The sequence below is a fragment of the Sorangium sp. So ce1153 genome (assembly GCF_051521595.1).
GTDB lineage: Bacteria > Myxococcota_A > Polyangia > Polyangiales > Polyangiaceae > Sorangium.
The window spans coordinates 3,449,417-3,476,258 of the sequence record NZ_CP150361.1 but is presented as its reverse complement, the minus strand read 5'-3'; the positions used below and the strand labels follow the sequence as shown (position 1 = coordinate 3,476,258).

The window sequence follows — 26,842 nt, the reverse complement described above, 5'->3', positions numbered from 1 at the left end:
GTGCTGCCCCTTCCGTGCCGTGCGAAGGCACGCTACACGGTCTGCCCATGGCCGCCACGCAGGAGCCCGTCTCGCTCGATCAGCTCATGGCGATCGATCCGCTGCTCTCCGACGAGGAGCGCATGGTCCGCGACTCCGTCCGCCGCTTCGTGCGCGAGCGCTACCTGCCGCGCGCCGCGGACCTCTTCGCCCGGGAGGAGTTCGCGACCGACCTGATCCCGGAGATCGCCGCGCTCGGCCTGCTCGGGGGCTCGCTGACAGGGTATGGCTGCGCCGGGATGAACTCGGTCGCTTACGGCCTCGCGCTGCAGGAGCTCGAGTACGGCGACAGCGGCCTGCGCAGCTTCGTCAGCGTCCAGGGCTCGCTCGCGATGTTCCCGATCTGGAAATACGGCTCCGAGGCGCAGAAGGAGCGCTGGCTGCCGAGGATGGCCGCGGCCGAGCTGATCGGCTGCTTCGGGCTGACGGAGCCCGACAGCGGGTCGGATCCGAGCTCGATGAAGACGCGCGCCCGGAAGGACGGGAGCTCGTACGTGCTCACGGGGACGAAGATGTGGATCACGAGCGCGCCGCTCGCGCACCTCTGCGTCGTGTGGGCCAAGGTGGATGACGGAGGGCCCGAGTCGATCCGCGGCTTCGTGGTGGAGCGGGGGATGAAGGGCCTGGAGACGCCGCTCATCCACGGCAAGATGAGCCTGCGCGCGAGCCCGACCGGCGAGATCGTCCTGAACGAGGTGCGCGTGCCGGAGGAGAACGTGCTGCCGGGCGTGGTCGGGATGAAGGGCCCGCTGGGCTGCCTGACGCAGGCGCGCTTCGGCATCTCGTGGGGCGTGCTCGGCGCCGCGCGGGCCTGCTACGAGACAGCGCTCTCCTATGCGCGCGAGCGCGTCCAGTTCGGCCAGCCGATCGCGTCGCGGCAGCTCATCCAGGCCGAGCTCGTGGAGATGGCGACGGAGATCGCGAAGGGGCAGATCATGGCGCTGCACTTCGCGCGGCTGAAGGACGCGGGCGGCATCAGCCCGGTGCAGGTCTCGCTGTGCAAGCGGAACAACGTGGGCTCCGCGCTCCGGGCCGCGAGGACCGCGCGCAGCGTGCTCGGCGCGAACGGGATCCTGCTCGACTACCCGGTCATCCGGCACATGCTGAACCTGGAGACCGTCTACACGTACGAGGGCACCGACGAGGTGCACTGTCTCATCCTCGGGAACGCGCTCACGGGGCACAACGCGTTCTGAGGGGAATCGCCGGTCGGGCCGGCGAGACAGGCAGCGAGGGTCCGAGGAGGAGCGAGGAAGCACGGGAGAGGACCTTTCCCCTTCATCGGGAGGCGCCTCCCGGCGCTCCTGGCCGGCTGGCCCTTCGGTCAATCCGTCGCCCGGCGTCCGGCCGGGCGCGCGTCAGGTGTAGGATTGATCGCGCGCGCGAGCGCGAGGAACGCGCCGAGCGCCGCCGACACGGACGCGTCGCGCCGGCGGATGAACACGGTCGCCACACGTCCCTTGTTCGCCGGGAGGGGGTGAATCGCGAGGGCGGCGCCGAGGGCGCTGCGCGCGACCACGGCGCGCGGCAGCATCGTGATCCCGATGCCGGCGGCGACACAGCCGAGGATCCCGTCGAGCGTCCCGAACTCGAGCAGGCGGGTCGCCACGAGGCCCTTGCCGGCGAGCAGCCCCTCGAGCCGCTGGCGGTACGAGCACCCCGCCCGGAACACGACGAGCTTCGCCTCGCCCTCGCGCGGCACCCACGTGGGCCACGCGGCAGGCGCGACGACGACGAGCTCCTCCGCGAAGACCTTCTCCTCGACGAGCTCCTCGTGGCGCACGGGGCCGACGACGAGCGCCCCTTCTAGCCGCCGCCGGAGCACGTCCGCGGTCAGGCTCGCCGTCGTCCCCGTGCGCAGCGCGATGTCGACCCCCGGGTGCGCGCTGTGGTAGGCGGCGAGCACGGGCGCGAGGCGCAGCGCCGCCGTCGTCTCGAGCGAGCCCACCGAGAGCGTCCCCACGGGCCCGTCGCCCTGCCGGAGCGCCTGCTCCGCCTCGGCGAGCAGCCGTCCCACCTGGAGCGCGTACGGCAAGAGCTGCTTTCCCGAGCTCGTCAGCGTCACGCCGCGCCGGTGCCGCTCGAACAGCCGGACGCCGAGCTCCTCTTCCAGGTGGCGCACGCGCGCCGTCACGTTCGATTGCACTGTGTGCAGCTCGAGCGCGGCCTTGCCGATGCCGCCCGCGCGGGCGACCACCTCGAAGACGCGCAGATCGGAGGAGTTCACGGGAGCACCTCGGGCATCACTTTGAACGATGGCTAGCATCGGATCAAATCGCTGCACGTGATGCGTGGGCGGCGTCATACCTTTTCCTGTTCCTCGCAACACACGGAGAGGGTCATGCGTGAACTTTCGAGGCTCATCAGACTGCGTCATCCGATCGTGCAAGCGCCGATGGCGGGCGGGATCACGACCCCCGAGCTCGTGGCCGAGGTGTCGCGCGCCGGCGCGCTCGGCTCCATCGGCGCGGCGTACCTCGCGCCGCCGCAGATCGAGGCGCTCTGCGCGGCGGTCCGGGCGAGGACCACCGCGCCCTTCGCGGTGAACCTGTTCGCGCCCGGGGCTCCGGAGCCGTCCTCCCCCGAGCTCGCCGCGGGGGTGGCGCCGGTGCTCGACGCGTTCCGCGTGGAGCTCGGGCTGCCGCGCGGGGAGGAGCCTCCGGCGGTGGAGGGGCTCTTCGAGGCGCAGCTCGAGGCGGTGCTCAGGTGCCGGCCGGCCGTGTTCAGCTTCACCTTCGGCCTGCTCGCGCGGGAGCACCTGCGGGCGCTCCGCGCCTCGTCCATCGTGGTCATCGGGACCGCGACCACGGTGGAGGAGGCCGCGCTGCTCGAGGAAGCGGGGGTCGACGCGATCTCGGCGCAGGGGGCCGAGGCGGGGGCGCACCGGGGGACGTTCGCCGGCGCGTTCGAGGACGCGCTCGTCGGCACGATGGCGCTCGTGCCGCAGGTGGTGGCGCGGGTCCGGGTCCCGGTCCTCGCGGCCGGCGGCATCATGGACGGGCGCGGCGTCGCGGCGGCGCTCGCCCTCGGCGCGGCGGCGGCGCAGCTCGGGACCGCGTTCCTCGGCTGCCCCGAGGCGGGCGTCTCTCCCGCCTACCGCGCCGCGCTCCGCTCGGACGCCGCGCAGCGCACGGTCGTGACGCGCGCCTTCACGGGGCGGCCCGGGCGCGCGATCCGGAACCGCTTCACGGACGCGTTCGAGGGGAGGAGGCCGCCGCCCTTCCCGGAGCAACACCGGAGGACCCTCGATCTCCGCGCGGCGGCCGCCAGGCAGGGGCGCACGGATCTGATGCTGCTCTGGGCGGGCCAGGGGGCGCCGCTCGTGCGGGAGATGCCGGCGCGCGAGCTCGTCGAGACGCTGGCGCGGGAGATGCGAGATACGCGGGAGGCGCGGTCGGGCGGAGCCTGTTGAGGCAAGTCGCGGACGCGGCGGTGGGGAGCTGGGATGCGGGCGGAGCCGCGGATCGCGCCCCTACCCCGCCTTCGCCGGCGCCTTCCTCCGCAGCCCGACCAGGAACAGCTCCACGCTGTTCGCGCGCGTGCCCTCGGGCCGGATGCTCCGGACCTCCTCGCACAGGTTCCGCAGCGCGTCGCGGGCCTTCACGAAGTCCTCGCTCATGAAGATCTTGCCGACGAACGCGCCGCCCGGCGCGAGCAGCGCCTCGGCCACGGCCACGGCGCGCATGAACAGCTCGTAGCTCCGCGCCTGGTCGGCGATCTTGCTGCCGCTCGTCGCGGGCGCCATGTCCGACAGCACCACGTCGTACGGGGCGAACTGCGCGAGCGCCTCGTTCGTCAGCGAGAGCGCGTCGCCCTGCACCACCGTCGCCTGCGGGCCGAACGCCGCCGTGATCGGCGAGAGGTCGACAGCGAGCAGCTTGCCCGCCGCGCCGATCCGCTGCGCGGCGTACATCGACCACGAGCCGGGCGCCGCGCCCAGATCGAGCACGCGCTGGCCAGGGCGGAGCAGCCGCACCCGGCGATCGATCTCCTCGAGCTTGAAGACGCTGCGCGCCGGATAGCCCTGCGCCTTCGCCGCCTTCGTGAAGGCGTCCGGGCGCTTGTACGGGTTCCTGGGCTTCTGCGGCACGAGGTTACCGGAGGGCTCCGCCAGCGGGGCGCGCGCGCTCGCTCAGCGGCGCGCGCGCTCTCCGCCAGCGGCCGGGGATCAGCCGCCCTTCTTCTTGGTCGGCTGCTGCGCCGGCGTGGGGAGCCCCTTGCCGCCGCGCTTCTTCACGGCGCCGCGGATCGTGACCACCTGGTTCTTCGGGCCAGGGACCGGGCCCTCGATGAGGATGAGGTTGTCCTCGGGCAGGAGCTTCGCGATCTTGAGGTTGAGCGCGCTCACCGTCTCGTCGCCGTAGTGGCCGGGCATCTTCAGGCCGGGCAGCGTGCGACCGGGGGTCATGTTCGTACCGATCGAGCCGCCGTGGCGGAAGTACTCGTGGGTGCCGTGCGAGCTGACCGCGCCGGCGAAGCTCCACCGGCGGATGACGCCGCTGAAGCCGCGGCCGCGCGAGCGGCCCTGCGCGTCCACGCGCTGGCCGACCTCGAAGATCTCGTCGACCTTGAGGGCCTGCCCGAGCTCGTACTTCGCCGCGTGCTCGGGGCTGCAGCGCAGCTCGCGCACGACGCGCTTCGGCGTCTGCCCCGACTTCTTGAACGCGCCGGCGACCGGCTTCGTCGTGTGCCGCTCGGCGCGCTCGCCGAGGCCCAGGACGAGCGCGCTGTAGCCGTCCTTCTCGAGGGTGCGCTTGCCGATGACGACGCAGCCCGCCTGCACGACCGTGCAGCGCAGGACCTCGCCCGTCTCGCTGAAGATCTGCGTCATGCCGATCTTCTTGCCGATGATGCCGGGATGCTGATTCATGATGCGGTTGCCTTCTCGCTCCGTCTGGGGGTGGCTCTGACTGGCTCCGCGCGGCACGCCGCGAGAGCGATCCCCTCGGCGCGCCTCGATGCGAGCCGGTTCGGAGCGAAGAACCGGGGCGGTTACCCGCCGGGCGCGTTGGGGGCGCACAGAGTACTCACGGGACCTCCGAAGGGAAGCGAAAGTTGCCGCTTCATTTGTAGTTTATAACACAAATTCGCACCGTTCCGGCGAACCCGGCGCGCCGTCGGGCCGGCCGAGTCGGCCGGGAGCTCGACAGAAGGCCGAGCGCGGCAGCTCGAGCGCCGGTCCAGATGAGGTCCTCGCCCAGCGGCTCATTCTGGACCGGTCGTTCCAGAATGACGTCCTGCCGCCCGCCCTGCCCCGGACAGCTCCCTGCCCGCGACCCCCTCGAGATCCATGCCGCGCGCCCAGGCGGAGGCCGCCCGGACATTGTCCGTCTCGACGGACATTTCCTGACTCTCCCTGGCATCGCCGATCCCGGAAGCGGCCTCAAGCTATGTCGTCGGAGGTCATGGATGACAGACATCATCGCTCACGGTGAGCCGCGCGACGTCGAGCGCCTCATGGAACGTTACTGGTTCCTGCTGAGGGGCGGGGAATCCGGCGCCGGCGAGGACAGCTCGGTCGCGACGCAGGTGGTCCGTGACGGCGAGTTCGTCGTGGTGAGCATCGAGGCGGCGGCGCTCGGCTGGCCCGAGGGGACGCTGCTCTTCCGGTTCAGGTCCGAGACAGCGCCCTGCGTCGCGTGCGTCGATCGCGCGGCCGCGATCGCGCGCCACCGGACCCACGGCATGCTCACCTCGAGCGACGTGCGCGAGATGCTCCGCTTCGCCGTGGCCCGCTGCGCGGCCTCGGGCATCGACCTGGTCCACGCCAGCGCGCCGGCGGCGCGCCAGGCCAGCGCGCCGGGCAGCGCGGAGGTGCCCGCCTCGGGGACGCGCCGGGCGGCGCGAGACGCGGAGAGCGGTGCGAAGCGCTACGACGCCGAGCTCTGGCTCATCCTCTGACAGCGCCCGCGCCCCGGCGCAGGCGCTGAGCCCGCGCCCCGGCGCAGGCGCTGAGCCCGCGCCCCCCGACGAGGGCGAGGGCGCTGAGCCCGCGCGCCGGCGAGGGCGCGGCCGCGTCAGGCGCCGACCACGTTGAGGGTCGCCTTGACCATCCCCATCCAGCACTGAAGCACCATCTTCCCCTCCTTCTCCGGGGTGACGGCCACCTCGACGGGCGTGTTCAGCGGCAGGTCCTTCTCGACCTTCAGATCGGGAATCGCGATCGCCTTCAGACACTCGCTCTTCGTCGTCCGCGTGAAGCGGAGCACGACGGGCTCTCCCTTCTTCAGATCGACGGTCGACGGGGAGAAGCCGCCGTCCGTGACGGCGATGTCGACGCGCTTGACGTTCGCCGGCGCGGCGAGCTCGGCGGCCGCCACCGCCGGCGTCTCCTCGGCGGGCTTGCTGCAGGCGAGCGACGGCAGGGAGAGGACAAGCGCGGCGAGGAGCAGGCGACTCATGGTCAGCCCGTTCTTACCCGGCGGAAAAGGCGCGTCAAGCTGCCTCCGGGCCTCCGCCCGGGGCGAGCGAGGGCGCGTCGACATCGGTCGACTTCGGCCACATCGGCGACATCAGCGGCAGCAGAGCGCGCGCGGGCGGCCGGTCACCCGGTCAGCGGTCACCGGTCACCCGGTCACCCGGTCACCAATGCCGGCCCGAGAGGATCTGCAGAATCGACGAGAAGAGGTTGATGAAGTTGAGGTAGAGGTCGAGCGCGCCGCCGACCGGATCCTCCTCGTCCGAGTGGAGCAGTCGCGAGGTGTTGTAGAGGACGTATCCGCCGAACACGAGGACGGAGACGCTGGAGATCGCCAGTCCGAGGAGCGTGCTCCCGAGCAGGATGTTGAGGAGCATGGCGCCGAGGACGACCATCGCGCCCATCACCAGCCCGCTGGCCAGGAACGAAAGGTCCTCCTTCGAGAGGAGGACCCCCAGCGTGAGGCTGCCGAACGTGAGGACCGTCAGGATGAAGGCGTCGCGCACCGGGTCGGACGACAGGGTGCCGCCGAGGCCCGCGGCGACCTGGGCCATGTAGAGCGCGGGCGCCGTGGTGACGCCGAGGATGGCCGCCATCCCGAAGAGCGCGAGGACGTTGACCCCGGGGATGCGGCGCACGGCGCGGGCGCCGAACATCACCCCGAACACGATGGCCATCGAGATGATCGGGTGATTCGCGAAGAGCTCGACCACCGGCGGCATCGCGTTCTCGAGGGCCCCCTCCTCCACGTCCGGCGCCCCGATGTACAGCGCACACATGGCGCCCACGGAGGACACGAGCAGGCTCGCCGTGAAGAGCCCATATACCTTCTTGAGGAAGTGGATCCGAAGCGCCGCCTTCGGGTTGGCCGCGACGCTCGCCCCGAGGGGGCTGGCCTGGCGTGTCGTCATCTGCTGCGCTCCTCCTCCAGGGCGATCCGCCGCTGGGCGATCTCCTAGTCGTGTACCATTCACCAGGGCCGCGCAACACCCCCGCGACGAAGCTCACGGTCGTCCGCTGCCTGCGAAAAATCACACGCCAGCGGCACGGCGCGCCGCGGGCCGCCCACCCGGGAAGAGCCTCCGGCGGCGCGCGCCCCGGGTGAGGTGAGCGACGCGCCTGTCGAGCCCGCCCGTCCAGCAGGCTGGCGACCCGGAAAAGGGTGCTGCCCCGCGCCGCCAGACGAGGCAGCGCCGCCAGCCGGGATGCCTGTGCCGTCGAAAGGAGGAGAGAGGTCACCAGAGCTCTCGCCCGCGGACCGCAACGACCGAGCACGCCCCATCTCGTCGCCTGGAACAAAGCTCGTCGCCGGACATGGGAGAGCGATACGCCGTCCCCCCAGGAACGCTCCGCTCCATTCAGCGCCACCAGCGTTGGCGTCGCAATGCGGCAGGCTGTTGTGTCGCGCGGCACGCTCGTGTACGAAAGCACAGCGCCAGACCGCGAGGGCGCCGCGCCGGGCCAGGAGGACGAGGGATCATGCACGTGACGACGATCGCCGTTGCCCAGGTCGCGCCCGCGACGGCACCCTTGCCGGGCTTCGACAGCGAAGCGGCGGTGCAAAGCCTGCTGGTCTCGCCGATCGAGGCTTCCTACCGCCACCGCCTGCCGCTCGTGGGGCGCACAGACCTGCACCCGCTCGTCCAGGCAGCCTATACCGCCTTCACCCAGCGCTATCCGCTCGTGATCTCGCCCGACGTGATCTGGTTCTGCCTCGCGCGCGGCTTCACGCTCCACCTCGCCGCGAACGACGAGCAGCGCCGCCGCTTCCTCCCCGAAGATCACGAGTTCGAGCTCGTCGCCGAGCGGCCGGACTTCACCCTCGGCGCCGTGAACCCGTGGCCCGCATTGTTTCCGGACTTTTCCCGGCAGGTTGCCGCGCGGGTCGGCTCACTGCGAGATCTGGTGGCGGCCAATTTCTCCACCACGGGCCCTGTCGAGCGGGTGTCGTCCGAGTTCACGGTGGCGACCCCGCTCGCGCCTCACTACGACTGGGAGCCGCCGTTCCCCGGCGACCTCGTCTACCCGCAGCGCGGGATCCCGCGCGTGTACCTGCTCGGCACATCCGACGACTGGCGCTGGGTGCGCCAGCGCGTGGCGATGCTCGGCGCCGTCGGGCAGGAGCGCTGGATGCGCGCCGTCTTGCCCGTGCTCGACCAGATCGCCGCCTCGTCGGAGGGGCGCGCCGACCCGTCGTTCTGGCGCGCCTTCTTCAGGTACGAGAACCCGGCGGACGAGCTCACCGGGTGGATCCACGTGCTGTTTCCCTACCTGCGCGCCTGGCCCAACGACTACTTCACCCCGAACCCCTATATCGACTCATGGAACGACCGATGGCTGCGAGCGGAGGCCCGCAGCGACGCCCTCGGCGGGCTGGGGAACCCGCAGGGCCCCGGGCTCTCCGAGCTGCCTCCCGGCCTGACCAGCGCCCAGCTGCGCTTGATCGACGCGAGCCGCCGCGAGCGCCCGATGGAGTTCATCAGCGGCCTGATCGGCGTCACGCAGGACCCGCACTCCCTCGCGCTCATCCCCGAGTTCGCGTGGGCCGTCGCGCACCAAGCAGCCGAGTCGACCGTCCAGCGCGCCGCCGAGGCCTCCTGAGCCGCGCGTCGTCGCGGCCCGCGCGCTCGCGACGCGACCGCGACGACGCCACGGACCGCGGCCAGCGCTTCGGCATGGACGGCCGGCCCACCCTGGCCTAGGATAGGGAGTCCGCGACGGGGCGACGCCACGCGTCGTCCATCTCGCCCGACACGGAGGCTCCAGTGCCCGGAGGTAAATTCGCTCTCCTTGAAGTGCCGGATCTGAACGGCGGGCAGCCGTCGTACCTCCGCCTCGGGGCCGCCGCGCCGCTCGGCGAGAGCGCTGGCGACGACCTCGCCGAGCGGATTCAGACCTTCACCGACGACACGCGCAAGCGGGACGGCTCGCCGGGCTTCGTGCCCGAGGGCGAGCGCCAGGCCGAGACAGCGAAGCTGCACACGAAGGGCGGCTGGCGCGACCACTCGGACGGCAACCGGATCTCGACGACCAAGGGCGACAAGGTCGAGGTCATCGGCGGCAACTACCGCCTGCTCATCCTCGGCCACGGGGAGCACCAGGCCGGCTGGGACATCTCCGGCGGGCACATCACCGAGGTCAGCGAGACCTTCGGCGGCGGCACCACCATCGAGTGGGTGCAGAACTACGGCGGGACGTGGAAGGTGGTCGAGACGACCATCAAGGGCGAGGTGCACACGACCTACCACGGCGACGTCTACGACACCTATTACGGCAAGATCAAGCAGAGCCAGACGGGCACGGACACGTTCCCCACGCTCCAGGTCACCGACGACTACCTCGACGACACGAACCCGCCCTCGCCCCAGGCGATCCCCACCGAGAACCCCGAGATCATCGACAAGACGTGGGCGAAGAGCATCTCGTCCTACACCGGCTCGGAGAAGCTCCCGGTGCCAAAGATCACGAACGAGACCTGGGCCGAAGTGATGGTCTCGACGACGCACGCCACGTCGATGACCGACGAGACGACCGTCAAGGAAGCGTCGACCTCCACCATGAAGGCCGAGTCGATCACGTCCTCCACCACGGTCGACGGGACCATGGAGGACACGACCAAGGCGAAGACGATCAAGAACGACACCACGGCGGACAAGATCATCTCCGTGACGCACGCCGACACCAAGGACGAGATGTACGGCGACGCCGACTCCTACACGAAGGGCGACAGCAAGACCGTCGTCGACGGCATCGAGACGACCATCAACCTCGGCATGGTCAACGAGGTCGTCCTGGGCGCGATGGTCGAGACGACGCTCGGCGGAGAGGCGACCTTCACGGCCGGGGGCACCGTCGAGGTGACCCTCGGCGCCAAGGTGGAGCTCAGCATGACCGCGAGCGTGGACTTCTCGGTCGGCCCCAAGCTCGAGCTGGGAACGGCGGGGGTGGAGCTGCACCTCAGCAAGACCGAGGTCGCGCTCACGCACAAGGTCCTCTCGGCGTTCAACCTCTTCTTCTGAGGGCGCGGGCGGCGAGCCCCGCGCTCCGCCGCTGCCCACCGGATACGGAGCTCCCATGGCCGACGATGGCAAGTACGGTATCCTCTATGTGCCCGATTTCAGCGACGGTATGTCGTCGTACCTGCGCATCGGCGCGACCCCGGACGACGACCACACCTGGCGGGACGAGACCGACGGCAACCGGATCACGACCACCCGCGGCGACAAGATCGAGGTCATCGGGGGCACCTACAAGATGACGGTCCTCGGCCACCGCGAGTTCAAGGCCGGCACCGAGGTGGAGGCAGGGAGGATCAAGGAGGGCGGCATCACCTTCCAGGGCAAGAGCGAGATCGACTTCGTGCAGGGCCCCCGCGGCGCGCGGAGGATCCGCGAGGCGACCGTCAAGGGCGAGGTGCACACGACCTACCACGGCGACGCCGTGGAGTACCATTACGGGAGCAAGCTGGTGAGCCAGACCGGCGACCCGAACACGCCGACCCCGATCGAGCTTTACCCGGAGCAGATGACGGAGAACCCGACAGTCATCGACAGGACGTGGGCGAAGAGCATCTCGTCCTATACCGGCTCGGCGAAGCTGCCGGTACCCAAGATCCACGAGGAGACCTGGGCGGAGACGATGGAGTCGAAGACCCACGTCACGACGACGACCGACGAGACGACCGTCAAGGGACCGTCGCGAGAGACGATGAAGGCCGGGTCGATCACGTCCTCGACCACCGTCGAACAGACCATCTCGGATACGACGAAGGCCGGGACCATCAAGAACGACACCACGGCGGACAAGATCATCTCCGTGACCCACGCCGACACAAAAGACGAGATGTACGGCGACGCCGACTCCTACACGAGGGGCGACAGCAAGACCGTCGTCGACGGCATCGAGACCACCATCAACCTCGGCGTGGTCAACGAGGTCGTCCTGGGGGCGATGGTCGAGGCGACGCTCGGCGCGGAGGTGACGCTCTCGGTCGGGGCCACGGTCGACGCGACGGTCGGCCTGGAGGCGTCCCTCAGCGTCACCGCGACGCTCGAGGCCAGCGCCGGCCCGTCGCTCTCGATGGGGCCGGCGCGGGAGAAGCTCTCCCTGGACCGCAGCAAGGCCGCGCCCGTCCGCACGAACATCGCGGCGGCCCACCTCCTGGTGTGACGACCGAGGAGCGACGAGCCCACGGATGGCGAACAAGAACCTCACCCCCTTCCTCTTCGGCAGCAAGGTCACCTCGCGCCAGCCCCCCCAGCCCGAGATGACCCTGATCGTCCGGGCGAAGTTCACGCTCAGGCCCGGCGCGCCGCTGTCCTTGCCCGAGGGCCACCCGGTGCTCGCGCAGGAGACGCTGCGGGGCGACGTGTTCCACGACGACGATCACGACCAGACGGGCGAGTGCCTGTATCCGAGCGATCTCGCGGACTACAAGCCTCACGCCGACGTGCTCCTGCTCGGCTCGTGCCACACGCCGAACAAGGCGCGCATGACCGAGTGTCCGGTGCGGTTCGGCGTCGGGTCGTGGTCGAAGATCCTGCGCGTCGTCGGCGACCGCGTGTGGATGGACGGCCTCCTCGGGCCGGCCATGAGCGATCCCGTGCCGTTCGAGCGGATGCCGCTCGGCGATAGGTACAGCTTCGGGGGGCCCGGACACCCGCTGAACCCGGTGGGCAAGGGGCAAGGGACGCGCGAGCTCCCCAACGTCGAGGCCGCGGACGATCTCCTGCTGTCGCGCTCGGATCGGCCGGCGCCCGCGGGCTTCGGGCCCGTGTCCCCGAACCGACCCGACCGGCGCGCGAAGGTCGGAAAGAACTACGGCAAGGCGTACCGCGAGAAGCGCGCGCCGTACTACGCCGACGACCTCGACTGGACGTACTTCAACGCGGCCCGGCCCGACCAGCAGCTCCCCTACCTGCGCGGCGACGAGGAGCTCCTGTTCCAGAACCTCCACCCGGGCGCGGAGGTCTTCCGGTCGCGGCTGCCAGGGCTGCGGATCCGCGCCTTTGCGAACGACGCGGAGCGCGGGTTCCGCGAGGTGCCGATGCACCTCGATACGCTCCTCGCCGACCTCGACAAGGAGGCCCTTTTCCTCACCTGGCGGGGCCTCACGGAGGTGACGGACGACGACCTCTCGCGCGTCACGACGCTCGTCGCCTCCGAGCCGCTCGACGCGCCGCCGCTGCCCGAGGCGCACTACCGCGAGATCCTCGCGCGGTTCGAGGCCGACCCGCTCGAGATCGAGGAGCAGATCTCGCCGGAGCTCAAGGAGGAGTGGCGGGCGCTGCAGGCCCTGGAGCAGCGGAAGGGCGCCGACGCGCCGGACGCGTCGGGGCTCGACCCCCTGTCGGCGCTGCTCAAGGCGCGGCTCGGCGACGTCGCCCGGCCGCAGCAGGACAGGATCCGCCGGGCAATGGCGGCGCTCGCGGGCGTCGCGGTGCCGGGGGGGAAGGTCCTCGGCAGCGTCATCGCAGAGGCGCTGCGCAACCTGCCCAGGGCGTCCCCTGCCCTCCCGCCGCTGGTCGCCGGCGCGGCGCCCATGGTGACGGACGCGGCGCTCCGGACGGCGTTCCGGAGGGTCGCGCGGGCCGTGGAAGAGGCGAAGTCGCTGGCGGCCACGCGCGGGACGCAGGTCCCGGGGCTCGCGGCGTGGGACAAGCTCGTCGGCGACCCGAAGCTCTCGGCGATGGGCCTCTCCGCGGCCCCGCCGCGCGCGCCCGGGAAGCCGGGGCCGGGGAGCGACCTGTCGGACCAGGACCTCAGCGATCAGGACCTGAGCGGCGCCGACCTGACCGGCGCGAACCTCACCGGCGCCATCCTCACGGGGGCCAACCTCCGGGGCGCCAGGCTCACGCGCGCGACGCTGAAGCAGGCGGTGCTGTTCGGCGCCGACCTGAGGGAGGCGGACTTCACGGAGGCGGACCTGAGCCTCGCCACGCTCCAGAGCGCGTGGGCCGAGCGCGCCGTCTTCCGCGGCGCCACGCTCGAGGGCACCTCGTTCGACGGCGCGCGGCTCATGGAGGCCGACCTCTCGGGCACCCAGGGCACGCAGCTCGTCTTCTCGAGGGCGGACATGACCGGGGCCGCCGCGCGCGGGGCGACGTGGGCCGTGGCGTTCCTGGAGGGCACCGTGCTCGAGCGCGCGGACCTGTCCAAGGCCTCGCTCACGCGGTCGTTCGTGTCGAAGGTCAAGGCGGCGTCCGCCACGTTCGCGGGCGCCACCCTCACCGGGACGAGCTTCTCCGGCTCCGACCTGACCGGGGCGAGCTTCACGGGCGCGCGGGGCGACGGGAGCGTGTGGCTGGGCGCGACGCTCACCGGCGCCGATCTCAGCCATGCCGTGCTGACCAGCACCCACTTCACGGAGGCCACGGCTGGCGACGCGAGCTTCTTCGGCGCGAACGCGCGAGGCGCCCGGTTCGACAGGGCCGACCTCACGCGCGCCGACTTCACGCGGGCGAACCTCTTCGAGGCGGACCTGCTCAAGGCGCAGGTCCCGGAGGCGAAGTTCGTCGACGCGAACCTCTACGGCGCGAAATTCTACCAGACCACGGGCTCTGGCTGCGATTTCAGGGGGGCGAACCTGAAGAAGTCGACCCTGGAGCGGGATCGATGACCCCGGACGAGCTGAAGGCGCTGGTGCAGGCGGGGGAGCCGCTCGACGGCAGGGCGCTCGGCGACATGGATCTGCGGGGCGCCGACCTCCGCAAGGCCCGGCTGCGCGGCGCGAAGCTCGGCCGGCTGCAGCTCGGCGGCGCGGATCTCTCGGGCGCCGACCTCCGCGGCGCCGAGCTGGCCTGGTGCGCGCTCGGCGGCGCCGACCTGTCCGGCGCCGACCTGGAGGGGGCCGTCGTCGTCCAGAGCGACCTCTCCGGCGCGAACCTGTCCGGCGCGAACCTCACCGGGGTCAACCTGGTGCGGGGCCAGCTCGGCGGGGCCAACCTGAGCGGCGCGCGGATCGAGGGGGCGAACCTGGCCGAGTCGCGGCTCGCGGGGGCGGAGCTCGGCCGGGCGACGCTGTCGAACGCGCGGCTCGACCTCGCCGACCTGTCGGGCGCGGCGCTCGACGGCGCGACGCTGTCGAAGTCGTCGTTCACGCGCGCGGACCTCGAGGGCGCCTCGCTGGCGCAGGCGCGGATCGAGGGCTCGTCGTTCGCCGAGGCGAACCTGAGGCGGACCGACTTCACGGGCGCCGAGCTCGACACGGTGGTCTTCCTGAAGGCCGATCTGCGGGAGGCCGTGCTGCCGAAGAAGCTCACGAAGACGGTGTTCGACGGCGCGCGCCTCGGCCAGCTCGACCTCTCCGGGGCGGACCTCGCGGGCGCGGCGCTGGAGGGGATGGACTTCGCCGGGGTGAGCTTCGAGAACGCGGACCTCACGCTGTCGTCGCTCCAGGGCACGAACCTCCGGGGCGCGAGCTTCCGGGGCGCGACGCTCGACCAGACGATGCTCGCGAACTGCGATCTCACGGGCGCGGACTTCCGGGGCGCGACGGTGAGGTCGTGCATGCTGTTCAGGGCGCGGCTGCCGGGCGCGGACCTGTCGGGGAAGGACCTCGAGATGGTGGTCTTCACCGAGGCCGATCTCTCCGGCGCCAACCTGTCCGGCTCGCGGCTCGTGCGCTGCGTCCTGGAGGGGGCCGACCTGACGGGCGCCAATTTCACGCGCGCGCTCGTCTCGCAGACGACGCTCAGGTCCGCGCGCGCGGAGGGCATCACGTTCGAGAAGGCGATCTTCGATTGCGTGGACTTCTCCGGCGTGGACCTGCGGCGCACGGCGCTCGCCGGACTGACCATCTCACGGTGCTTCTTCGCGCACGGGGACCTCTCGGGGATGGACCTGTCGGGGTGCAACCTCGCGAACTGCGACTTCACCGCGTGCAACCTGGAGCGGACGCGCCTCGACGGCGCCATCCTGACGAACTCGAACTTCAGGGGGGCGAACCTGCGGCAGGCCTCGCTGTCGGGCGCGATGGCGAAGACCGCGTTCTTCGGCGACAGCGTGCTCGCCGGCGCCGGGCTGACGCAGGCGATGCTCCGCAACGCGCTGTTCATGAAGGCCGATCTCTCGGGGGCGAACCTCGCGGGGGCCGACCTCCGGGAGACGGTGATGCACGAGATCCGCGCGGCCGGGGCGCTCTTCGTGGGCGTCAAGCTGCACCATGCCGATCTGTCGCACGCGGACATCTCCGGCGCCGACTTCTCCGGCGCGGACCTGCACTGGGCGAACCTGCACCACGTCCGCGACGAGAAGACACGGTATCTCGATGCCAACCTCGCCACGGCGAGGCGCACGGACGTCGATCGGCTGGAAGCCGAGGCCTGGATGCCGCCCGAGCGGCGCTCGTAGAGGAGGAGCCATGTCGATGGGAGCGATGAAGGAGGGCGAGCGCGGGGCGGCGGTGCGGGTGGACGCGCCGGCGGGCGAGGATCTCGAGCGGCAGGCGCGCGGCGCGGACGTGCCCAGGATCGGCCTGGCGAGGGCCGGGGCCGCGGCGCCGGACGGCGCGGCGCTGCCGGCGGAGTACCTCGGCCCGGCCCGGGTCACCGCGGCGGAGGGGGGCGCTGTCGCGGTGGAGCTGCCGGGCGGCCAGGCGGTCGCCGTCGAGATGGCGCTCGCGCTGCCGTACGAGCCGGCGCTGGGGGACACGCTGCTCGTGATCGGGCGGGCGGAGCGGTACTACGCCATCGGCGTGCTCCACGGGCGAGGGCGGACGGTGCTGTCGCTCCAGGGCGACGTGGCGGTACACGCGAGGGAGGGCGCGCTCTCGCTGTCCGGCGACCGGGGCGTCGAGATCCGGGGGCCGGAGCTCGACGTGCACACGGGCACGATCCGGATGGTGGCCGACGCCGTGGTCCAGAAGTTCACCTCGGTCTACCAGCGGGTGAGCGCGCTCCTGAGCGTGCAAGCGAGCGAGTCGCACACGGTCGTGGAGAAGACGTCGTTCACGAAGGCGAAGAACGCCACGATCCTGACCGAGGAGACGGTCACGGTGAACGGCAAGCAGATCCTCTTGGGCTAGGAGGCCAGCGCGATGCTCCCTGCGAACAACAAGGGTGCCGGCATGAGCGCCGGCTTCCCGGACGTGTGCCTGTCTCCTGTGTTCGGGCTGTTCCCCTTCCCGAACATGAGCCCGAACGGGATGAAGTTCCCTTTCTCGTTCAACGTGTCGTTCTCGATGATGCCCGCGCTGGCCATGGCGGCGTTCGCTATCCTGACGGTGGGCGATCAGCTGGGCACGCTGCACCCGACGTTCATGGGGCAAGCGCGGTACACGTTCGGCAACATCCGGGTCTTCATCAACTTCCTCCCGTCGACATCGCTCCTCAGCCCGAGGGCGGGCAACAACTTCAACTGCTTCATCGGCATCCAGGTGCTGCCGAGCGTGACCAACGTCTTCATCACGTACAACGCGGGGAGCGGCGAGAGCGCCCGACCGCCCGGCGCGCCGCTCCTGGCCGATCTCGACGCGCTCGTCGCGTCGCTCCACCCGTGCGCGAGCGCGTCGCCGGTCGAGAGCGCCTGGCTCGGGCCCGGGGTCGGGTACGTGCGCATTCGCCATTTCTCGCTGGACGTGCCGGCCCGGGTCCACACGGCGGTGAGCGCGCTCGAGGCGGAAGGGCTGGAGACGCTCGTGCTGGATCTGCGCGACAACCCCGGAGGGGAGCTCACGGCGTTCCTCGAGCTCGCGGGCGACTTCCTGGAGCCGGGGAGCGTGCTCGCGCGGGCGATCGACGCGGACGGGGATGAGGTGGTGTATCGCTCGAGCCACCGCGATCCGCGCCGCGCGCCGCTGTGGGTCCTCGTGGACCGCGGGACGGCGTCGGCGGCGGAGCTCTTCGCCGGCTGCCTGCAATGGCACGGGCGCGCGATCGTCGCGGGGGAGCGCACGTACGGCAAGGGGACGGCGCTGAAGGTCGCGGCGGACCCGGATCTCACGCCGGTGCTCGCCCCGGCGGCGATGGTCGTCCTGCCGGGCGGAGAGTCGATCCAGGCGACGGGCGTGCGGCCTGACGTCGAGCTGGCGGGGAGCGAGGCGAGCGAGGCGGAGGGGAAGCAGGCGTCGCTGGCGCAGTTCTTCACCAGAGACATCGCCGAGGTGCGGCGCTCCTCGCGGAGCGCGCCTGTGTGAAGGGCTGAAGCGTATCGCCTCCGGCCGCGCCCCCGGACCTCGCGCCCGGTTCCATGATGGGCGCGATACGCTATCAGCGAAAGCTGAGCGATACCCTGTAGACGCGGCGAACACCCCTCCTTCGCTCCACCGCCGGCCAGGCCGAGTTGACGCGCTGGCGCGGGTCCCTTACGCACGTGCCGTGTCATCCCGCCGGCCCTCTCCCCTCCTCCTCGCTGCCGCGCTCGCCGCATGCTCCTGCCGGTCGCAGGACCACGCGCCGCCCGCAGGCAGCGCCGCGCCTGGCCAGGCCGCCGCGGCGTCTTCGTCGACCGCCGACGCGGCGCCGCCCGCCGCGCCAGCTGCCGCCTCCGCGGGCAGCGCGGGCCCGATGGTGACCATTCCGGCCGGCGAGCTCGTCGCCGGCGCGGCCTGCGGCGACCACCCCCGCCTCCCCGCGGAGGAGCTCGCAGGCGTTTCCATCGGCGTCGGCGAGTTCACCATCGATACGTACCCTTACCCCAACGACGCTGCCCAACCTCCGCTCACCGGCGTCACCCAGGAGAAGGCGAAGCAGCTCTGCGAGGCCCGCGGGCGACGGCTGTGCACCGAGCTGGAGTGGGAACGCGCGTGCAAGGGGCCGTCGAATGGCCGCTATGAATACGGCGACAAGTTCGACGCCAAGGCCTGCCCGAGCGGGCTGGGCGCCATGCCTGCCTACGCCGCTCACGAGCGCTGCGCGAGCGGCTTCGGGGTGCGAGCGATGCACGGATTCGTCTGGGAGTGGACCTCGAGCGCGTGGAAGCGCGGGAAGGAGGAGGGCAAAGCCGTGCTCCGGGGCGGTCACGGCAACCAGCCTTACGCCCACATGCGTTGCAGCGCCGTCCGGGCGGCCGATCCGGCGACCTCGGAGGCGAACGTGGGCTTTCGCTGCTGCGGCGGGGCCGTGAACCCGGCGGAGGTGGTGATCCCCGCGCCCGAGGAGGAGCCGCCGGCGCTCGCGCTCGAGGTGGCGCCGGACGAGGCGCTGCTCGGGCGGCTCAAGCGGGCCCTCGTCAATGCCCAGCTCAAGGACGCCGCGGGCGTGACCTCTGCGTTCGCGAAGGTGTGGCGCTGGCACCCGACGCCGAACGAGGAGCTCATCGTGGCGAGCTACGAGAGCAAGAAGGAAGGCGGCGCGGACTTCGTGCAACCGCTGGTCATCCGGCTCTGCGACAAGACAGCGCAGCTGATCGGGCGGCTCGCCGGGCCGGTCGCCGACATGCAGGAGCCCTCGGTGGCGGACGACGCGCCAGGAACGGTGAGCTTCACGGTGAAGACCGGAGAGGACGCGGGCGAGGCGCGCTTCGTCTACCAGTTCGCCCAGGTGGTGACGCAGGCGCCGTCCTGGATCAAGGCGGACACGACGCTGGACGCGCCGGCCACGAGCGCAGCGCCGAGCGCGTCCGCGCCTGACGCTGCGCCGCCCGCATCCGCGCCGCCCGCAGCCGCGTCGAGCCCAGCGCCGCGCGCATCAGGGCCGTGAGGCGAACGCACTGCCAGGACCGTGCTCGTGTACCTCGCGTGTGGCGCGGTGCTCACGGCGCGACCGCCGGCACCTCAGATACGCCGCCAGCGCGAGCAGCGCGGCCAAGGTCCCCTTTCCGCTCCTTCCCCCCGCGCCACCGCGCCACCGTGTGACCGCGCAACCGACCTCCTCCGTCCGCCCTCCGGCACAGGGCAGCCAGAGCCGACACGCCTCGCCCGCCTTCACGCAGAGCCGCTCGCCGCCGGGCCCGGAGCAGGCCTCGCCGAAGCGACCGGACTCAAGGCCAGCCGCAGCGCAGCTCTTCCCCCCTCCAGGCCGGGGTGCGCAGGCCATCGCAGCGGGGCAGTCCGCGTGGACCTCGCAGGGCACCGTGCACGCGTCCACGGCCGGATCGATCGGCGGTCGCGCGGGCGGAGGCGCCTCGTCGAGGATCGCTTGCAGGAAGGCCGCGTGCACGTCGACGCGCGTGTTGGTCCCCGTCGTGCACTCCGGATCGCCGAATGAAATGACACCGATGAGGCGCTCGGCGCCGTCATCCTTCAGGAAAACCGGACCGCCGCTGTCGCCACCGCACGACATCCCCGGTTCGGCCGCAATGGTAAAGGTCCCCGCCTCGACCGCGGTCACCCGGGCAGCGCCGCTGCGCCGGCTGCCTGTCTGGCCCTCCTCGTCGATACCGAACCCCACGACGCGCGTGGGCCGCCCCAGGATGCCCGGCGGCAGCGCCGACAGGTCCAGCCGCACCGGCGCGACGGGCGCGTCCTCGGCCAGGATCAGCGCCCCGATGTCATTCTCTCCAGCGCTCCAGCCGGGATGCAGCCGGCCCGCGACGGTACGCACGCGCTCGGCCGGGGACGCCAGCGCCACCTCGGGCGCGAAGACCACCGAGAGCACCTGCGGGGCGTCTGCATTCTCCACGCAATGCGCCGCCGTCAGGACGACCCGCGGAGCGATCAGCGTGCCCGAGCAGATGACCAGCGAGGCGTCCTCCGCGTCGCCGCAGGTCGGCGCCACCGGGACGACGGCCCCCACGGCCGGAGAGCCGGGCTCGAGCGCTCCGCCGGTCACGGCTCGCCGACCCTCCCCAACGGAGGGATCGAGGGCCCCACCGCAACCGCCCGCCGCCGCGAGGAGCAGCACGACGGCAACCCCGCGCGGCCGAGGGAACGTCACACCTCATTCCTGCGAGAAATCGCCCTGCGGAACGTCCGATGGCGCGCCGTCGCTGCTCCAGTACCTCCACTCCCCGACCTTCTGGCCCTTGTCGTACTGGCCCTGCACCGCCAGCACGCCGTCCGGGTGCCACTCCGAGTAAGGGCCGTGTGCGTGGTGCTCGAGGAGCGTCCCTTCGGCCCATTTCGTCCCATCGGAGCGCCACGCGGTCCACTTCGTCTCGCGCGAGCCGCTGGAATGGATCTCCTCGCGGTTCTTCGTGCCCTCCTCGTGATAGAGGGTCCACAGGCCCTGCTTGAGGCCGCCACGGTAAGCGCCCTCGAGCTGCTTCACGCCGGTCTCGAAGTAGCTCACCCAGCGGCCCTCCATCTTGCCGTCGACGTAGTTCCCCTCGGTCTTGACCTTGCCACTCGGGTGCCACTCCACCCAGCGGCCGTGCTTCTTGCCGTCGGGCTTCGCGCACCACTGCAGGTCTCCCGCCGGCGGAGCGCGGCCATGGAGCTGCGCCCCATCAGGACAGGGGCCGGGGGACTGATCGCAGCCGAGGGCGGCGACGCCCGCGACGACAGCCAGGGTCACGATGGGCCTGCCGTGAGATCCTAGTAGCAGGTGCCGACCCCGCTACAGCTACAGTTGTTGCTCGCGAAGGTGTAGTCGTCGGAGGCTGCCTGGAAGGTCCCGAGACCGTAGTCGTGCTTCGCGCAGTCCTGAGTGTACGCCGTCGTGCCCACGCACGCGGGGGTGCTGGTGATACCGCACCCCTGACCGCAGCGGCCCTTGCAGCCGTTGCCACCGCCGCCGTTGCAGCTGCAGCCCCTGCCAGCCTGGCGATAGTAGCCGGACCCGATGTACTGATTACCACAGGCGCAGGAGATGTGCGTCCAGCCGCGCTCCGAGACGTAGTGGTAAGGCGTGAGGACCTCACCGACCGGCACGATCTGCATGAAGCTCGTCTGGCGCACCGACGCCTCCTCGACCCGCGTGCGCTGCCCGTCCGGCGGCACGGACCGCGTGATCCCCTCGAGGAGAGGGCCAAGGAGCTGGGCCTGCGCAGCGTCGAGCGGGCTGCCGCCTGGCATGAAGTCGCCGGTGCCCTGGTCGTAGTCGACATGGAAGGCAACGAGCGAATCACCGAAATCGTACGTCACATCGACGACGCCGGCTTCGGCCTCGTCCACGAGCACGCGCATGGATGCCGCGCCCGACCGGTACGTCGCTTCCAGCGTATGCGCGTCGTGCTGGATCAGCGCGAAGCCTTCCTCCCCCGGGGCCTGCTCCAGCGGCTCGCTCTCGCAGCCCATCACCATCGACAACGCCAGCGTGACTCCGCAAAAGAATAGCTTCTTCATCTGCTCTCGCTCCCGCGCTGATCGGATGAGCGACCACGCCCGGAGATGTTAAAACGGCCGCTCGTACCGGCTCAAGCTGAAATCGGGCTGTTCGACAGCGGCCCCGGCCTCGGACGTGCAAGGACGCTGCGGGTGTCCGCCGCTGGCGCGCACCACGGGCTCCCGTGCAGAGCTCACGCCCGAAGACGACAGGACCGCAATGACCACCCAAGGTGAACGGCTGTAAGATGAGGTGTGGGGGCGCCCGCCGCCATGAGCCTTGCTCCTCGGGACCCAGGTGCCGTGCGCTGCGCATGGGCGCCTGGACCCCGCAAGTGGAATCATGGTCTGTCACGCAGACGTCGCAGCACGCCCGCGATCGCGCGAAGCAGGGAGTCCAGGCGCCTCGACGGCGCAGCGCGGCGAAGACGCCGCGGGCCTCGACATCATCACGTGGACGCTCGATCGCTCGGCCCTCTTTGGGGCGGCGGCGGCTATCAATCTTAGTCGGTCGTCGACGCCATCGACAACGTCGCGCACGCCTCCACTATCCGGGGCGGCCGATCGGCCGACGCCGCCTCGCGCCGCTCAGGGGCGCACCGCGAGGTACACCGTGCTCCACAGCTGCACCGCGTTCGCCTCGTCCTGGTGCAGCCTCTCGGCCCCGAACGGGACCAGCCGGTAACGCCCTCCCTCGACGGCCCAGCTCCAGAGCTCCCACGTGCTCGCCTCGCGCGAGGCCCGGATCACCTCCCAGAGCGCGCTCCGCGCCCGCTCCAGCGCGCCCCGCGCAGCGGCCGGCAGATCGCCGCGGCCGAGCTGCCGGTCGAGGCCGGCGGCGAGCATCGCCTGCTGCCACGACCAGGTGACCGTGCCGTGGTAATGGCCCGCCGTGAACAGCCCACGCACCGCCGGGTCCGGCGCGAAAGCCGGGTTCGCGACAACGATGCCCACCGGCGTCCGGAGGCCGGCCGGGAAGGGGCGAATCAGGCGGCCCGCGATCTCCTCGAGCGCTCCCGGCGGCGGCTCCGTGAACAGGAGGACGAAGCTGTCGTCGGAGTGCATGACGGGAATGGGCCGGCCCTCGCCGTCGAGCGCGATCGCCGGGAACGAGAGCGTCCCCGAGAGCGACGCGACCACCGGCGCAGGATCGATGCCCAGCGACTCCGCATAGGCCCTGGCGCGCCGCCTCGCCTCGGCCTCCGGCAGCTCCACCCGGAAGAAACCGCCGGCGTCCCTCCACGCGCGCGCGTACCGCTCCGCCCGGGCGGCGCCTTCCTGGTCCGGCTCCGCGCCGAGCAGCGGGCTCGCGAGGAGCCGCGCCGAGGCGCGGAGGGCGGCAGGCGCGAGCGCGACGTTCACGTCGTACGGGATCCGGCCGAACGCGAGCCCCTCCTCGCTGTCGCGCCACTCGCCCACCGACGCGCCCTCCTTGAGCGCGATCAACGCCCGCGGATCCCGCGTCTCGGCGAACGGGGCGGCGAGGCGGAGCACGAGCGCCACGTTCCGCGCGAGCGCCCGCGCGTACGTCTCGCCGCCCGGCGTCCGGCGCGCCAGGAACGCCGCCGCGCGCGCCCGGCCCGGCGCGCTGCCGAGCAGGTACTCGGCGGCCAGCGGCGCGAGGAGGAAGTCGTCGTCGATCATCTTGTAGTCGAGGACGGGCTCGCGCAGCGCGTGGCCAGCCTCGCGCTGCGCGTCGATGGACTCGCGCGGCGCGCCGGCGCGGCCCGCCGCGAGGCGCAGGAACGATGCGTATTCGCCGATCGCCTCCTCGTGCGCTACCTCGCCCTCCTGGTTGAGCCGGTCGAGCACCGAGCCGATGCCCGCCTCGACCACCGCCGGCTCGAGGACCGGCAGGAGCATCCTCACCGCGAGCAGGGTGTCCCGGCCGAAGTACGTGAGGAAGCGCCACGACCCGGCCAGCAGCTTCTCCCGGTACGTGAGAAAGGCGAGCGCCTGCCGGTGGCGCGCGTCGTCGCCGGCGCGCTCGTTCACGATCTCGTCGAGGGGCACCGGCGTGAGCGGCGCCTCGTCCGAGAGCGCCGTCACGCGGACGCGGAGCCCGCGCGGCCCCGCCGCGAGCTCGACGCGCCCGTCGAGCCCGAGCGCGGCCGTCGTGCCGTCCAGCGGCTCGACAAGGAGCTCGAGGTGGTGCTCGCCGTCCAGCGTGGCGCGCCGCACGGCGATCGACACGCCGCAAGGCGCCGCGCACGCCTCGACGTCGGCGCGGAGCCAGGCCGGGAGCTCGCCGTCGCGGCCCACCTCACGGATGGTGCGGATGCTCCCGAGGACCAGCCGGTGCACGCGCAGCGCCGGGGCCGCGCTCACGAGGAGCGCCGAGACGCCGCGCATCCCGCCCGGCCGCTCCACCCCCGAGATGGGCCCCTCGACCGAGAGCTCAACCGGCGCCGGCGGCGCCTCGAACCACGCCGCGATCCCCATGTTCCCCGCCGGGAAAGCGACGATGAGCCGCGGCGACACACCCGAGGTCACGAGGAGATGGGCAGCGATATGACCACGACGGAAGAAGTGGTTGTGAATCGCGCCTTCCTGCACCGCGAAGGCCAGGAGCTCGGGAGCTCGCGGCGCGGGCGCGCCTGCGTCGAGCGCGCTGGATGCGCCGGAAGCGCAGGAGGCGGCCAGGAGCGTTGACAAGGTCGTTCCCATCATGAAGCGATCGATCTTCGTGGGGCTCGTGGGCCTCGTGGGCACCGCGAGACCCTAGCTAGCCGGGACCGTCCTGCCAAGGACTAAGGATCTTCCTGCGGCAGCTAGCTTACCTCACCTATGCGAAGGCCACATATCGTGCGTTCCGCTGGAAGTTCACAGACTGATCAGGACGCCCGGCCGGATACCGCCCAACGGCCCTCGCCGCGCCTCGCGGAGAGCCGGTGAAAGCGAGGCGAACACAAAAGAAAGAGTTCACGCTTTTGTTGCCCTGTGATAACCCATCCGAGACGTCCGTTGTTGATAGTGAGTTCACAGCAGGCGATTGGCCTGCCAGCAACGATGGCAAGGAAGGGGGTTCGAGATGGACGAGAGCATCTCCGGCCAGGGCGCGGCCGGCAGCAACGGTTCCGATCGATCGCAGCTCAGCGACCCGCGAGAGGGCCTGATCTATACATGGGTCGACGGCAGCCTCGGCGTGGTCGAGGAGGTCGTGCGCGCGGGGTTCGGCTTCCTCGAGGACGTGCGCACCGAGACGCAGGAGCGGCTCGGCGCGACGCTCGACCTGATCGAGGGCATCGATCGCAGCGTGTTCCGGGTCGCGCGCAAGGCGCTCGGGCGCATCGACGGCATCAGCGCGCGCGCCATCACGAACAGCGAGCACGGCTGGGTCGCGCTGCTCGGCGCGCTCCGCCGCACGTCGCAGGGCGCCGCGGGGCTCGCCTCGGAGACGGCTGTCTCCATCGTGGGCCAGCGCCGGGCGACACAGCAGCTCATCATGCCGTCGTCCTGAGCTCGGCGCTCACGAACTGACGCTCGACGAGCCGGCGATAGAGACCGTCCTGGGCGACGAGCGCCGCGTGCGCGCCGCTCTGCACGATCGTACCCCCATCCATCACGAGCACGCGGTCGGCGCCCATCACCGTCGAGAGCCGGTGGGCGATGATCAAGGTCGTTCGCCCCTTCATCAGCACCTCGAGCGCCCCCTTCACGAGGTGCTCGCTCTCGGCGTCGAGCGCGCTCGTGGCCTCGTCGAGCACGAGCAGCCGAGGGTCCTTGAGCATGGCGCGCGCGATCGCCACGCGCTGCTTCTGCCCGCCGGACAGCTGCACGCCGCGCTCGCCGACGAGCGTGCGATATCCCTCCGGGAACCGCTGGATGAAGTCGTGCGCGTTCGCCGCGCGCGCGGCGGCCTCGACCTCCGCGTCAGAGGCAGTCTCCCGTCCATAACGGATGTTGTCGGCCACGCTGGTGGCGAAGAGGAGAGGCTCCTGCGCGACGATGCCTATCTGCCGGCGGAGCCAGCTCGGCGACAGATCGCGGAGGTCGCGCCCGTCGAGGAGAATCCGCCCCTCGTCGGGATCATAGAGCCGCAGGAGCAGCGCGGAGATCGTCGATTTCCCCGCCCCGGACGGCCCGACCAGCGCAATCACCTCTCCGGGGCGAACCGAGAGATCGATGCCCTTGAGCACCGGCACGTCCCGGCGCGTCGGGTAGCTGAACCGCACGCGCTGGAGCTCGAGGCCCCCCTGGACGGAGGCAGGCTGGAGGCCGCCGGTGTCCGCCATGGCCGGCTGGCGGTCGAGGAGCTCGAAGATGCGCTCGGCGGCGCCGGTGGCCTTCATGAAGTCGGCCCAGAGGTCGCTGAGGCCGCCGAGCGCGAAGGCGACGACGATCGTGTAGACGAGGAACGACGTGAGCCCGCCGAGGGTGAGGCGGCCGGCGACGACGAGGTGGCCGCCGTACCAGAGCACGAGCGCGGCCGCGCTGTACCCGGCGAACATCACCACCCCCATGAAGCTGCCCGAGGCGCGGATGCGCTTCCTCGCGAGCTCGAACGACCCGGCGACGCGGCCGGCATAGCGGTCCACCTCGCGCTTCTCGGCGGCGAATGCCCGCACCGTGCGGATGCCCGAGAGCGCCTCCTCGGCGACCTCGCTGGCGCGGGCGAGCGCGTCCTGGACGCTGCGGGAGAGCCGGCGGACCCGGCGGCCATAGGCCACCGAGCCGAGCGCCACGACGGGCACCACGGCGAGCATGAGGAGCGTGAGCCGCGGGGAGGTGTAGAAGAGGAACGCGACGCCGCCGATCACCGACGCGACGAAGCGCAGGGCCATCGAGACATTGAGGCTGACGGCGCTCTGGAGGACCGTGGTGTCCGACGCGAGGCGGTTCGTCAGCTCGCCCGTCCTGTGGTCGTCGAAGAACGCCACCTCCTGCCGGAGGAGGTGCTGGAAGAGCTGCGACCGCAGCCGGGCCACGACGCGCTCGCCGGCGGTCGTGAAGAGGACGAACCGCAGCGCCATGGCGGCCGCCTGGACGACGATGAGCAGCGCCAGCCAGAGCGCCGCGTCGTCGATGGCCTGGACGCTGTTGGCGGCGTTGCCCGGGCCGAGCGCGTCGTCGATGATCTTCCGGATCGCCTGGGGGAGCAGGAGGCTGATGCCGCTGCCGATGGCCAGGAACAGGGTGCCGAGCGCGAGCGTCCCGAGCTCGGGGCGCGCGAGGAGGAGGAGGCGTCGGAGGTGCGCGCGGCCGGGGCGCCGGTCGTTGCCTGGGCTCTGCATGGCGGGCGC

22 protein-coding genes are annotated in these 26,842 nt (G+C 71.5%); 12 read left to right on the top strand and 10 right to left on the bottom strand.

The window, feature by feature from the left end; genetic code table 11:
• Positions 1-47 precede the first annotated feature (47 nt).
• Positions 48-1,235, top strand: a complete 1,188-nt coding sequence (locus WME85_RS12425; RefSeq protein ID WP_437837937.1) for an acyl-CoA dehydrogenase family protein — start codon at positions 48-50, stop codon at positions 1,233-1,235.
• Between the two features lie 128 nt (positions 1,236-1,363).
• Here the strand turns inward: WME85_RS12425 and WME85_RS12420 are convergent, their stop codons facing one another.
• Complete coding sequence (locus tag WME85_RS12420; RefSeq protein ID WP_437837935.1) at positions 1,364-2,266, bottom strand: LysR substrate-binding domain-containing protein; 903 nt, start codon at positions 2,264-2,266, stop codon at positions 1,364-1,366.
• A 114-nt stretch (positions 2,267-2,380) separates the two neighbouring features.
• Between WME85_RS12420 and WME85_RS12415 the strand changes: the two genes are divergently transcribed.
• A complete protein-coding gene (locus WME85_RS12415; RefSeq protein WP_437837934.1) occupies positions 2,381-3,451 on the top strand; it encodes an NAD(P)H-dependent flavin oxidoreductase in 1,071 nt (356 codons plus the stop codon).
• A gap of 60 nt (positions 3,452-3,511) precedes the next feature.
• Here WME85_RS12415 and WME85_RS12410 read toward each other — a convergent pair whose 3' ends face one another.
• Both WME85_RS12410 and rplC read right to left on the bottom strand, forming a co-directional pair.
• Positions 3,512-4,129, bottom strand: coding sequence for an SAM-dependent methyltransferase (locus tag WME85_RS12410; RefSeq protein ID WP_437309345.1), 618 nt, complete (start codon positions 4,127-4,129; stop codon positions 3,512-3,514).
• 78 nt (positions 4,130-4,207) lie between these two features.
• Positions 4,208-4,909 carry a large ribosomal subunit protein uL3 gene (gene rplC / locus WME85_RS12405; RefSeq protein ID WP_437309344.1) on the bottom strand — a complete coding sequence of 234 codons (702 nt, stop codon included), beginning with the start codon at positions 4,907-4,909 and terminating at the stop codon, positions 4,208-4,210.
• Positions 4,910-5,448: 539 nt separating this feature from the next.
• Here rplC and WME85_RS12400 point away from each other — a divergent pair.
• Positions 5,449-5,940, top strand: a complete 492-nt coding sequence (locus WME85_RS12400; RefSeq protein WP_437837932.1) for a hypothetical protein — start codon at positions 5,449-5,451, stop codon at positions 5,938-5,940.
• A gap of 116 nt (positions 5,941-6,056) precedes the next feature.
• Here the strand turns inward: WME85_RS12400 and WME85_RS12395 are convergent, their stop codons facing one another.
• Together WME85_RS12395 and WME85_RS12390 are read right to left on the bottom strand one after the other, a co-directional pair.
• Positions 6,057-6,440 carry a cupredoxin domain-containing protein gene (locus WME85_RS12395; protein ID WP_437837930.1) on the bottom strand — a complete coding sequence of 128 codons (384 nt, stop codon included), beginning with the start codon at positions 6,438-6,440 and terminating at the stop codon, positions 6,057-6,059.
• A 181-nt stretch (positions 6,441-6,621) separates the two neighbouring features.
• On the bottom strand, positions 6,622-7,368 hold the full coding sequence (locus tag WME85_RS12390; RefSeq protein WP_437837928.1) for a Bax inhibitor-1/YccA family protein: 747 nt from the start codon (positions 7,366-7,368) through the stop codon (positions 6,622-6,624).
• Between the two features lie 568 nt (positions 7,369-7,936).
• Here WME85_RS12390 and WME85_RS12385 point away from each other — a divergent pair.
• The 8 genes from WME85_RS12385 to WME85_RS12350 all read left to right on the top strand — a co-directional run bounded on the left by WME85_RS12385 (position 7,937) and on the right by WME85_RS12350 (position 19,095).
• The gene (locus WME85_RS12385) at positions 7,937-9,058 is read left to right on the top strand and encodes a DUF4419 domain-containing protein (RefSeq protein WP_437837926.1); all 1,122 of its coding nucleotides are present in this window, start codon (positions 7,937-7,939) and stop codon (positions 9,056-9,058) included.
• Between the two features lie 164 nt (positions 9,059-9,222).
• Positions 9,223-10,476 (top strand): hypothetical protein, encoded by a 1,254-nt coding sequence (locus WME85_RS12380; protein WP_437837924.1) that lies wholly within the window; start codon positions 9,223-9,225, stop codon positions 10,474-10,476.
• Positions 10,477-10,531: 55 nt separating this feature from the next.
• Complete coding sequence (locus WME85_RS12375; RefSeq protein ID WP_437837922.1) at positions 10,532-11,626, top strand: hypothetical protein; 1,095 nt, start codon at positions 10,532-10,534, stop codon at positions 11,624-11,626.
• 25 nt (positions 11,627-11,651) lie between these two features.
• The gene (locus tag WME85_RS12370) at positions 11,652-14,075 is read left to right on the top strand and encodes a DUF2169 family type VI secretion system accessory protein (protein ID WP_437837920.1); all 2,424 of its coding nucleotides are present in this window, start codon (positions 11,652-11,654) and stop codon (positions 14,073-14,075) included.
• Positions 14,072-15,808, top strand: coding sequence for a pentapeptide repeat-containing protein (locus WME85_RS12365; RefSeq protein WP_437837918.1), 1,737 nt, complete (start codon positions 14,072-14,074; stop codon positions 15,806-15,808). The genes WME85_RS12370 and WME85_RS12365 overlap by 4 nt, the downstream gene beginning before the upstream one ends.
• Before the next feature lie 10 nt (positions 15,809-15,818).
• On the top strand, positions 15,819-16,481 hold the full coding sequence (locus WME85_RS12360; RefSeq protein WP_437837917.1) for a DUF3540 domain-containing protein: 663 nt from the start codon (positions 15,819-15,821) through the stop codon (positions 16,479-16,481).
• 12 nt (positions 16,482-16,493) lie between these two features.
• Positions 16,494-17,591, top strand: coding sequence for a S41 family peptidase (locus WME85_RS12355; protein ID WP_437837915.1), 1,098 nt, complete (start codon positions 16,494-16,496; stop codon positions 17,589-17,591).
• 181 nt (positions 17,592-17,772) lie between these two features.
• Positions 17,773-19,095: a formylglycine-generating enzyme family protein gene (locus tag WME85_RS12350; protein WP_437837913.1), complete on the top strand. Its 1,323-nt coding sequence runs from the start codon at positions 17,773-17,775 to the stop codon at positions 19,093-19,095.
• On the opposite strand, the gene WME85_RS12345 is transcribed toward WME85_RS12350, so the two are convergent.
• The 4 genes from WME85_RS12345 to WME85_RS12330 all read right to left on the bottom strand — a co-directional run bounded on the left by WME85_RS12345 (position 19,084) and on the right by WME85_RS12330 (position 24,311).
• Positions 19,084-20,166, bottom strand: coding sequence for a S1 family peptidase (locus WME85_RS12345; RefSeq protein WP_437837911.1), 1,083 nt, complete (start codon positions 20,164-20,166; stop codon positions 19,084-19,086). The genes WME85_RS12350 and WME85_RS12345 overlap by 12 nt on opposite strands.
• A 108-nt stretch (positions 20,167-20,274) precedes the next feature.
• Complete coding sequence (locus WME85_RS12340; RefSeq protein ID WP_437837909.1) at positions 20,275-20,850, bottom strand: toxin-antitoxin system YwqK family antitoxin; 576 nt, start codon at positions 20,848-20,850, stop codon at positions 20,275-20,277.
• Positions 20,851-20,870: 20 nt separating this feature from the next.
• Positions 20,871-21,620, bottom strand: coding sequence for a hypothetical protein (locus WME85_RS12335; RefSeq protein ID WP_437837908.1), 750 nt, complete (start codon positions 21,618-21,620; stop codon positions 20,871-20,873).
• A 567-nt stretch (positions 21,621-22,187) separates the two neighbouring features.
• A complete protein-coding gene (locus WME85_RS12330) occupies positions 22,188-24,311 on the bottom strand; it encodes a hypothetical protein (protein ID WP_437837906.1) in 2,124 nt (707 codons plus the stop codon).
• A 319-nt stretch (positions 24,312-24,630) separates the two neighbouring features.
• On the opposite strand from WME85_RS12330, the gene WME85_RS12325 reads away from it, so the two are divergent.
• Positions 24,631-25,059, top strand: a complete 429-nt coding sequence (locus tag WME85_RS12325; protein ID WP_437837904.1) for a hypothetical protein — start codon at positions 24,631-24,633, stop codon at positions 25,057-25,059.
• On the opposite strand, the gene WME85_RS12320 is transcribed toward WME85_RS12325, so the two are convergent.
• Positions 25,043-26,833, bottom strand: a complete 1,791-nt coding sequence (locus WME85_RS12320) for an ABC transporter ATP-binding protein (RefSeq protein WP_437837902.1) — start codon at positions 26,831-26,833, stop codon at positions 25,043-25,045. The two genes, WME85_RS12325 and WME85_RS12320, sit on opposite strands and share 17 nt — an antisense overlap.
• Between the last annotated feature and the right edge of the window lie 9 nt (positions 26,834-26,842).

What these genes read in the sequence shown, in the direction of transcription:
- WME85_RS12395 (WP_437837930.1), bottom strand. Translation starts at nt 6,440, where the DNA reads ATGAGTCGCCTGCTCCTCGCCGCGCTTGTCCTCTCCCTGCCGTCGCTC.
- WME85_RS12385 (WP_437837926.1), top strand. Translation starts at nt 7,937, where the DNA reads ATGCACGTGACGACGATCGCCGTTGCCCAGGTCGCGCCCGCGACGGCA.
- WME85_RS12425 (WP_437837937.1), top strand. Translation starts at nt 48, where the DNA reads ATGGCCGCCACGCAGGAGCCCGTCTCGCTCGATCAGCTCATGGCGATC.
- WME85_RS12415 (WP_437837934.1), top strand. Translation starts at nt 2,381, where the DNA reads ATGCGTGAACTTTCGAGGCTCATCAGACTGCGTCATCCGATCGTGCAA.
- WME85_RS12375 (WP_437837922.1), top strand. Translation starts at nt 10,532, where the DNA reads ATGGCCGACGATGGCAAGTACGGTATCCTCTATGTGCCCGATTTCAGC.
- WME85_RS12400 (WP_437837932.1), top strand. Translation starts at nt 5,449, where the DNA reads ATGACAGACATCATCGCTCACGGTGAGCCGCGCGACGTCGAGCGCCTC.
- WME85_RS12360 (WP_437837917.1), top strand. Translation starts at nt 15,819, where the DNA reads ATGTCGATGGGAGCGATGAAGGAGGGCGAGCGCGGGGCGGCGGTGCGG.
- WME85_RS12390 (WP_437837928.1), bottom strand. Translation starts at nt 7,368, where the DNA reads ATGACGACACGCCAGGCCAGCCCCCTCGGGGCGAGCGTCGCGGCCAAC.
- WME85_RS12370 (WP_437837920.1), top strand. Translation starts at nt 11,652, where the DNA reads ATGGCGAACAAGAACCTCACCCCCTTCCTCTTCGGCAGCAAGGTCACC.
- WME85_RS12365 (WP_437837918.1), top strand. Translation starts at nt 14,072, where the DNA reads ATGACCCCGGACGAGCTGAAGGCGCTGGTGCAGGCGGGGGAGCCGCTC.
- rplC (WP_437309344.1), bottom strand. Translation starts at nt 4,909, where the DNA reads ATGAATCAGCATCCCGGCATCATCGGCAAGAAGATCGGCATGACGCAG.
- WME85_RS12320 (WP_437837902.1), bottom strand. Translation starts at nt 26,833, where the DNA reads ATGCAGAGCCCAGGCAACGACCGGCGCCCCGGCCGCGCGCACCTCCGA.
- WME85_RS12355 (WP_437837915.1), top strand. Translation starts at nt 16,494, where the DNA reads ATGCTCCCTGCGAACAACAAGGGTGCCGGCATGAGCGCCGGCTTCCCG.
- WME85_RS12335 (WP_437837908.1), bottom strand. Translation starts at nt 21,620, where the DNA reads ATGAAGAAGCTATTCTTTTGCGGAGTCACGCTGGCGTTGTCGATGGTG.
- WME85_RS12325 (WP_437837904.1), top strand. Translation starts at nt 24,631, where the DNA reads ATGGACGAGAGCATCTCCGGCCAGGGCGCGGCCGGCAGCAACGGTTCC.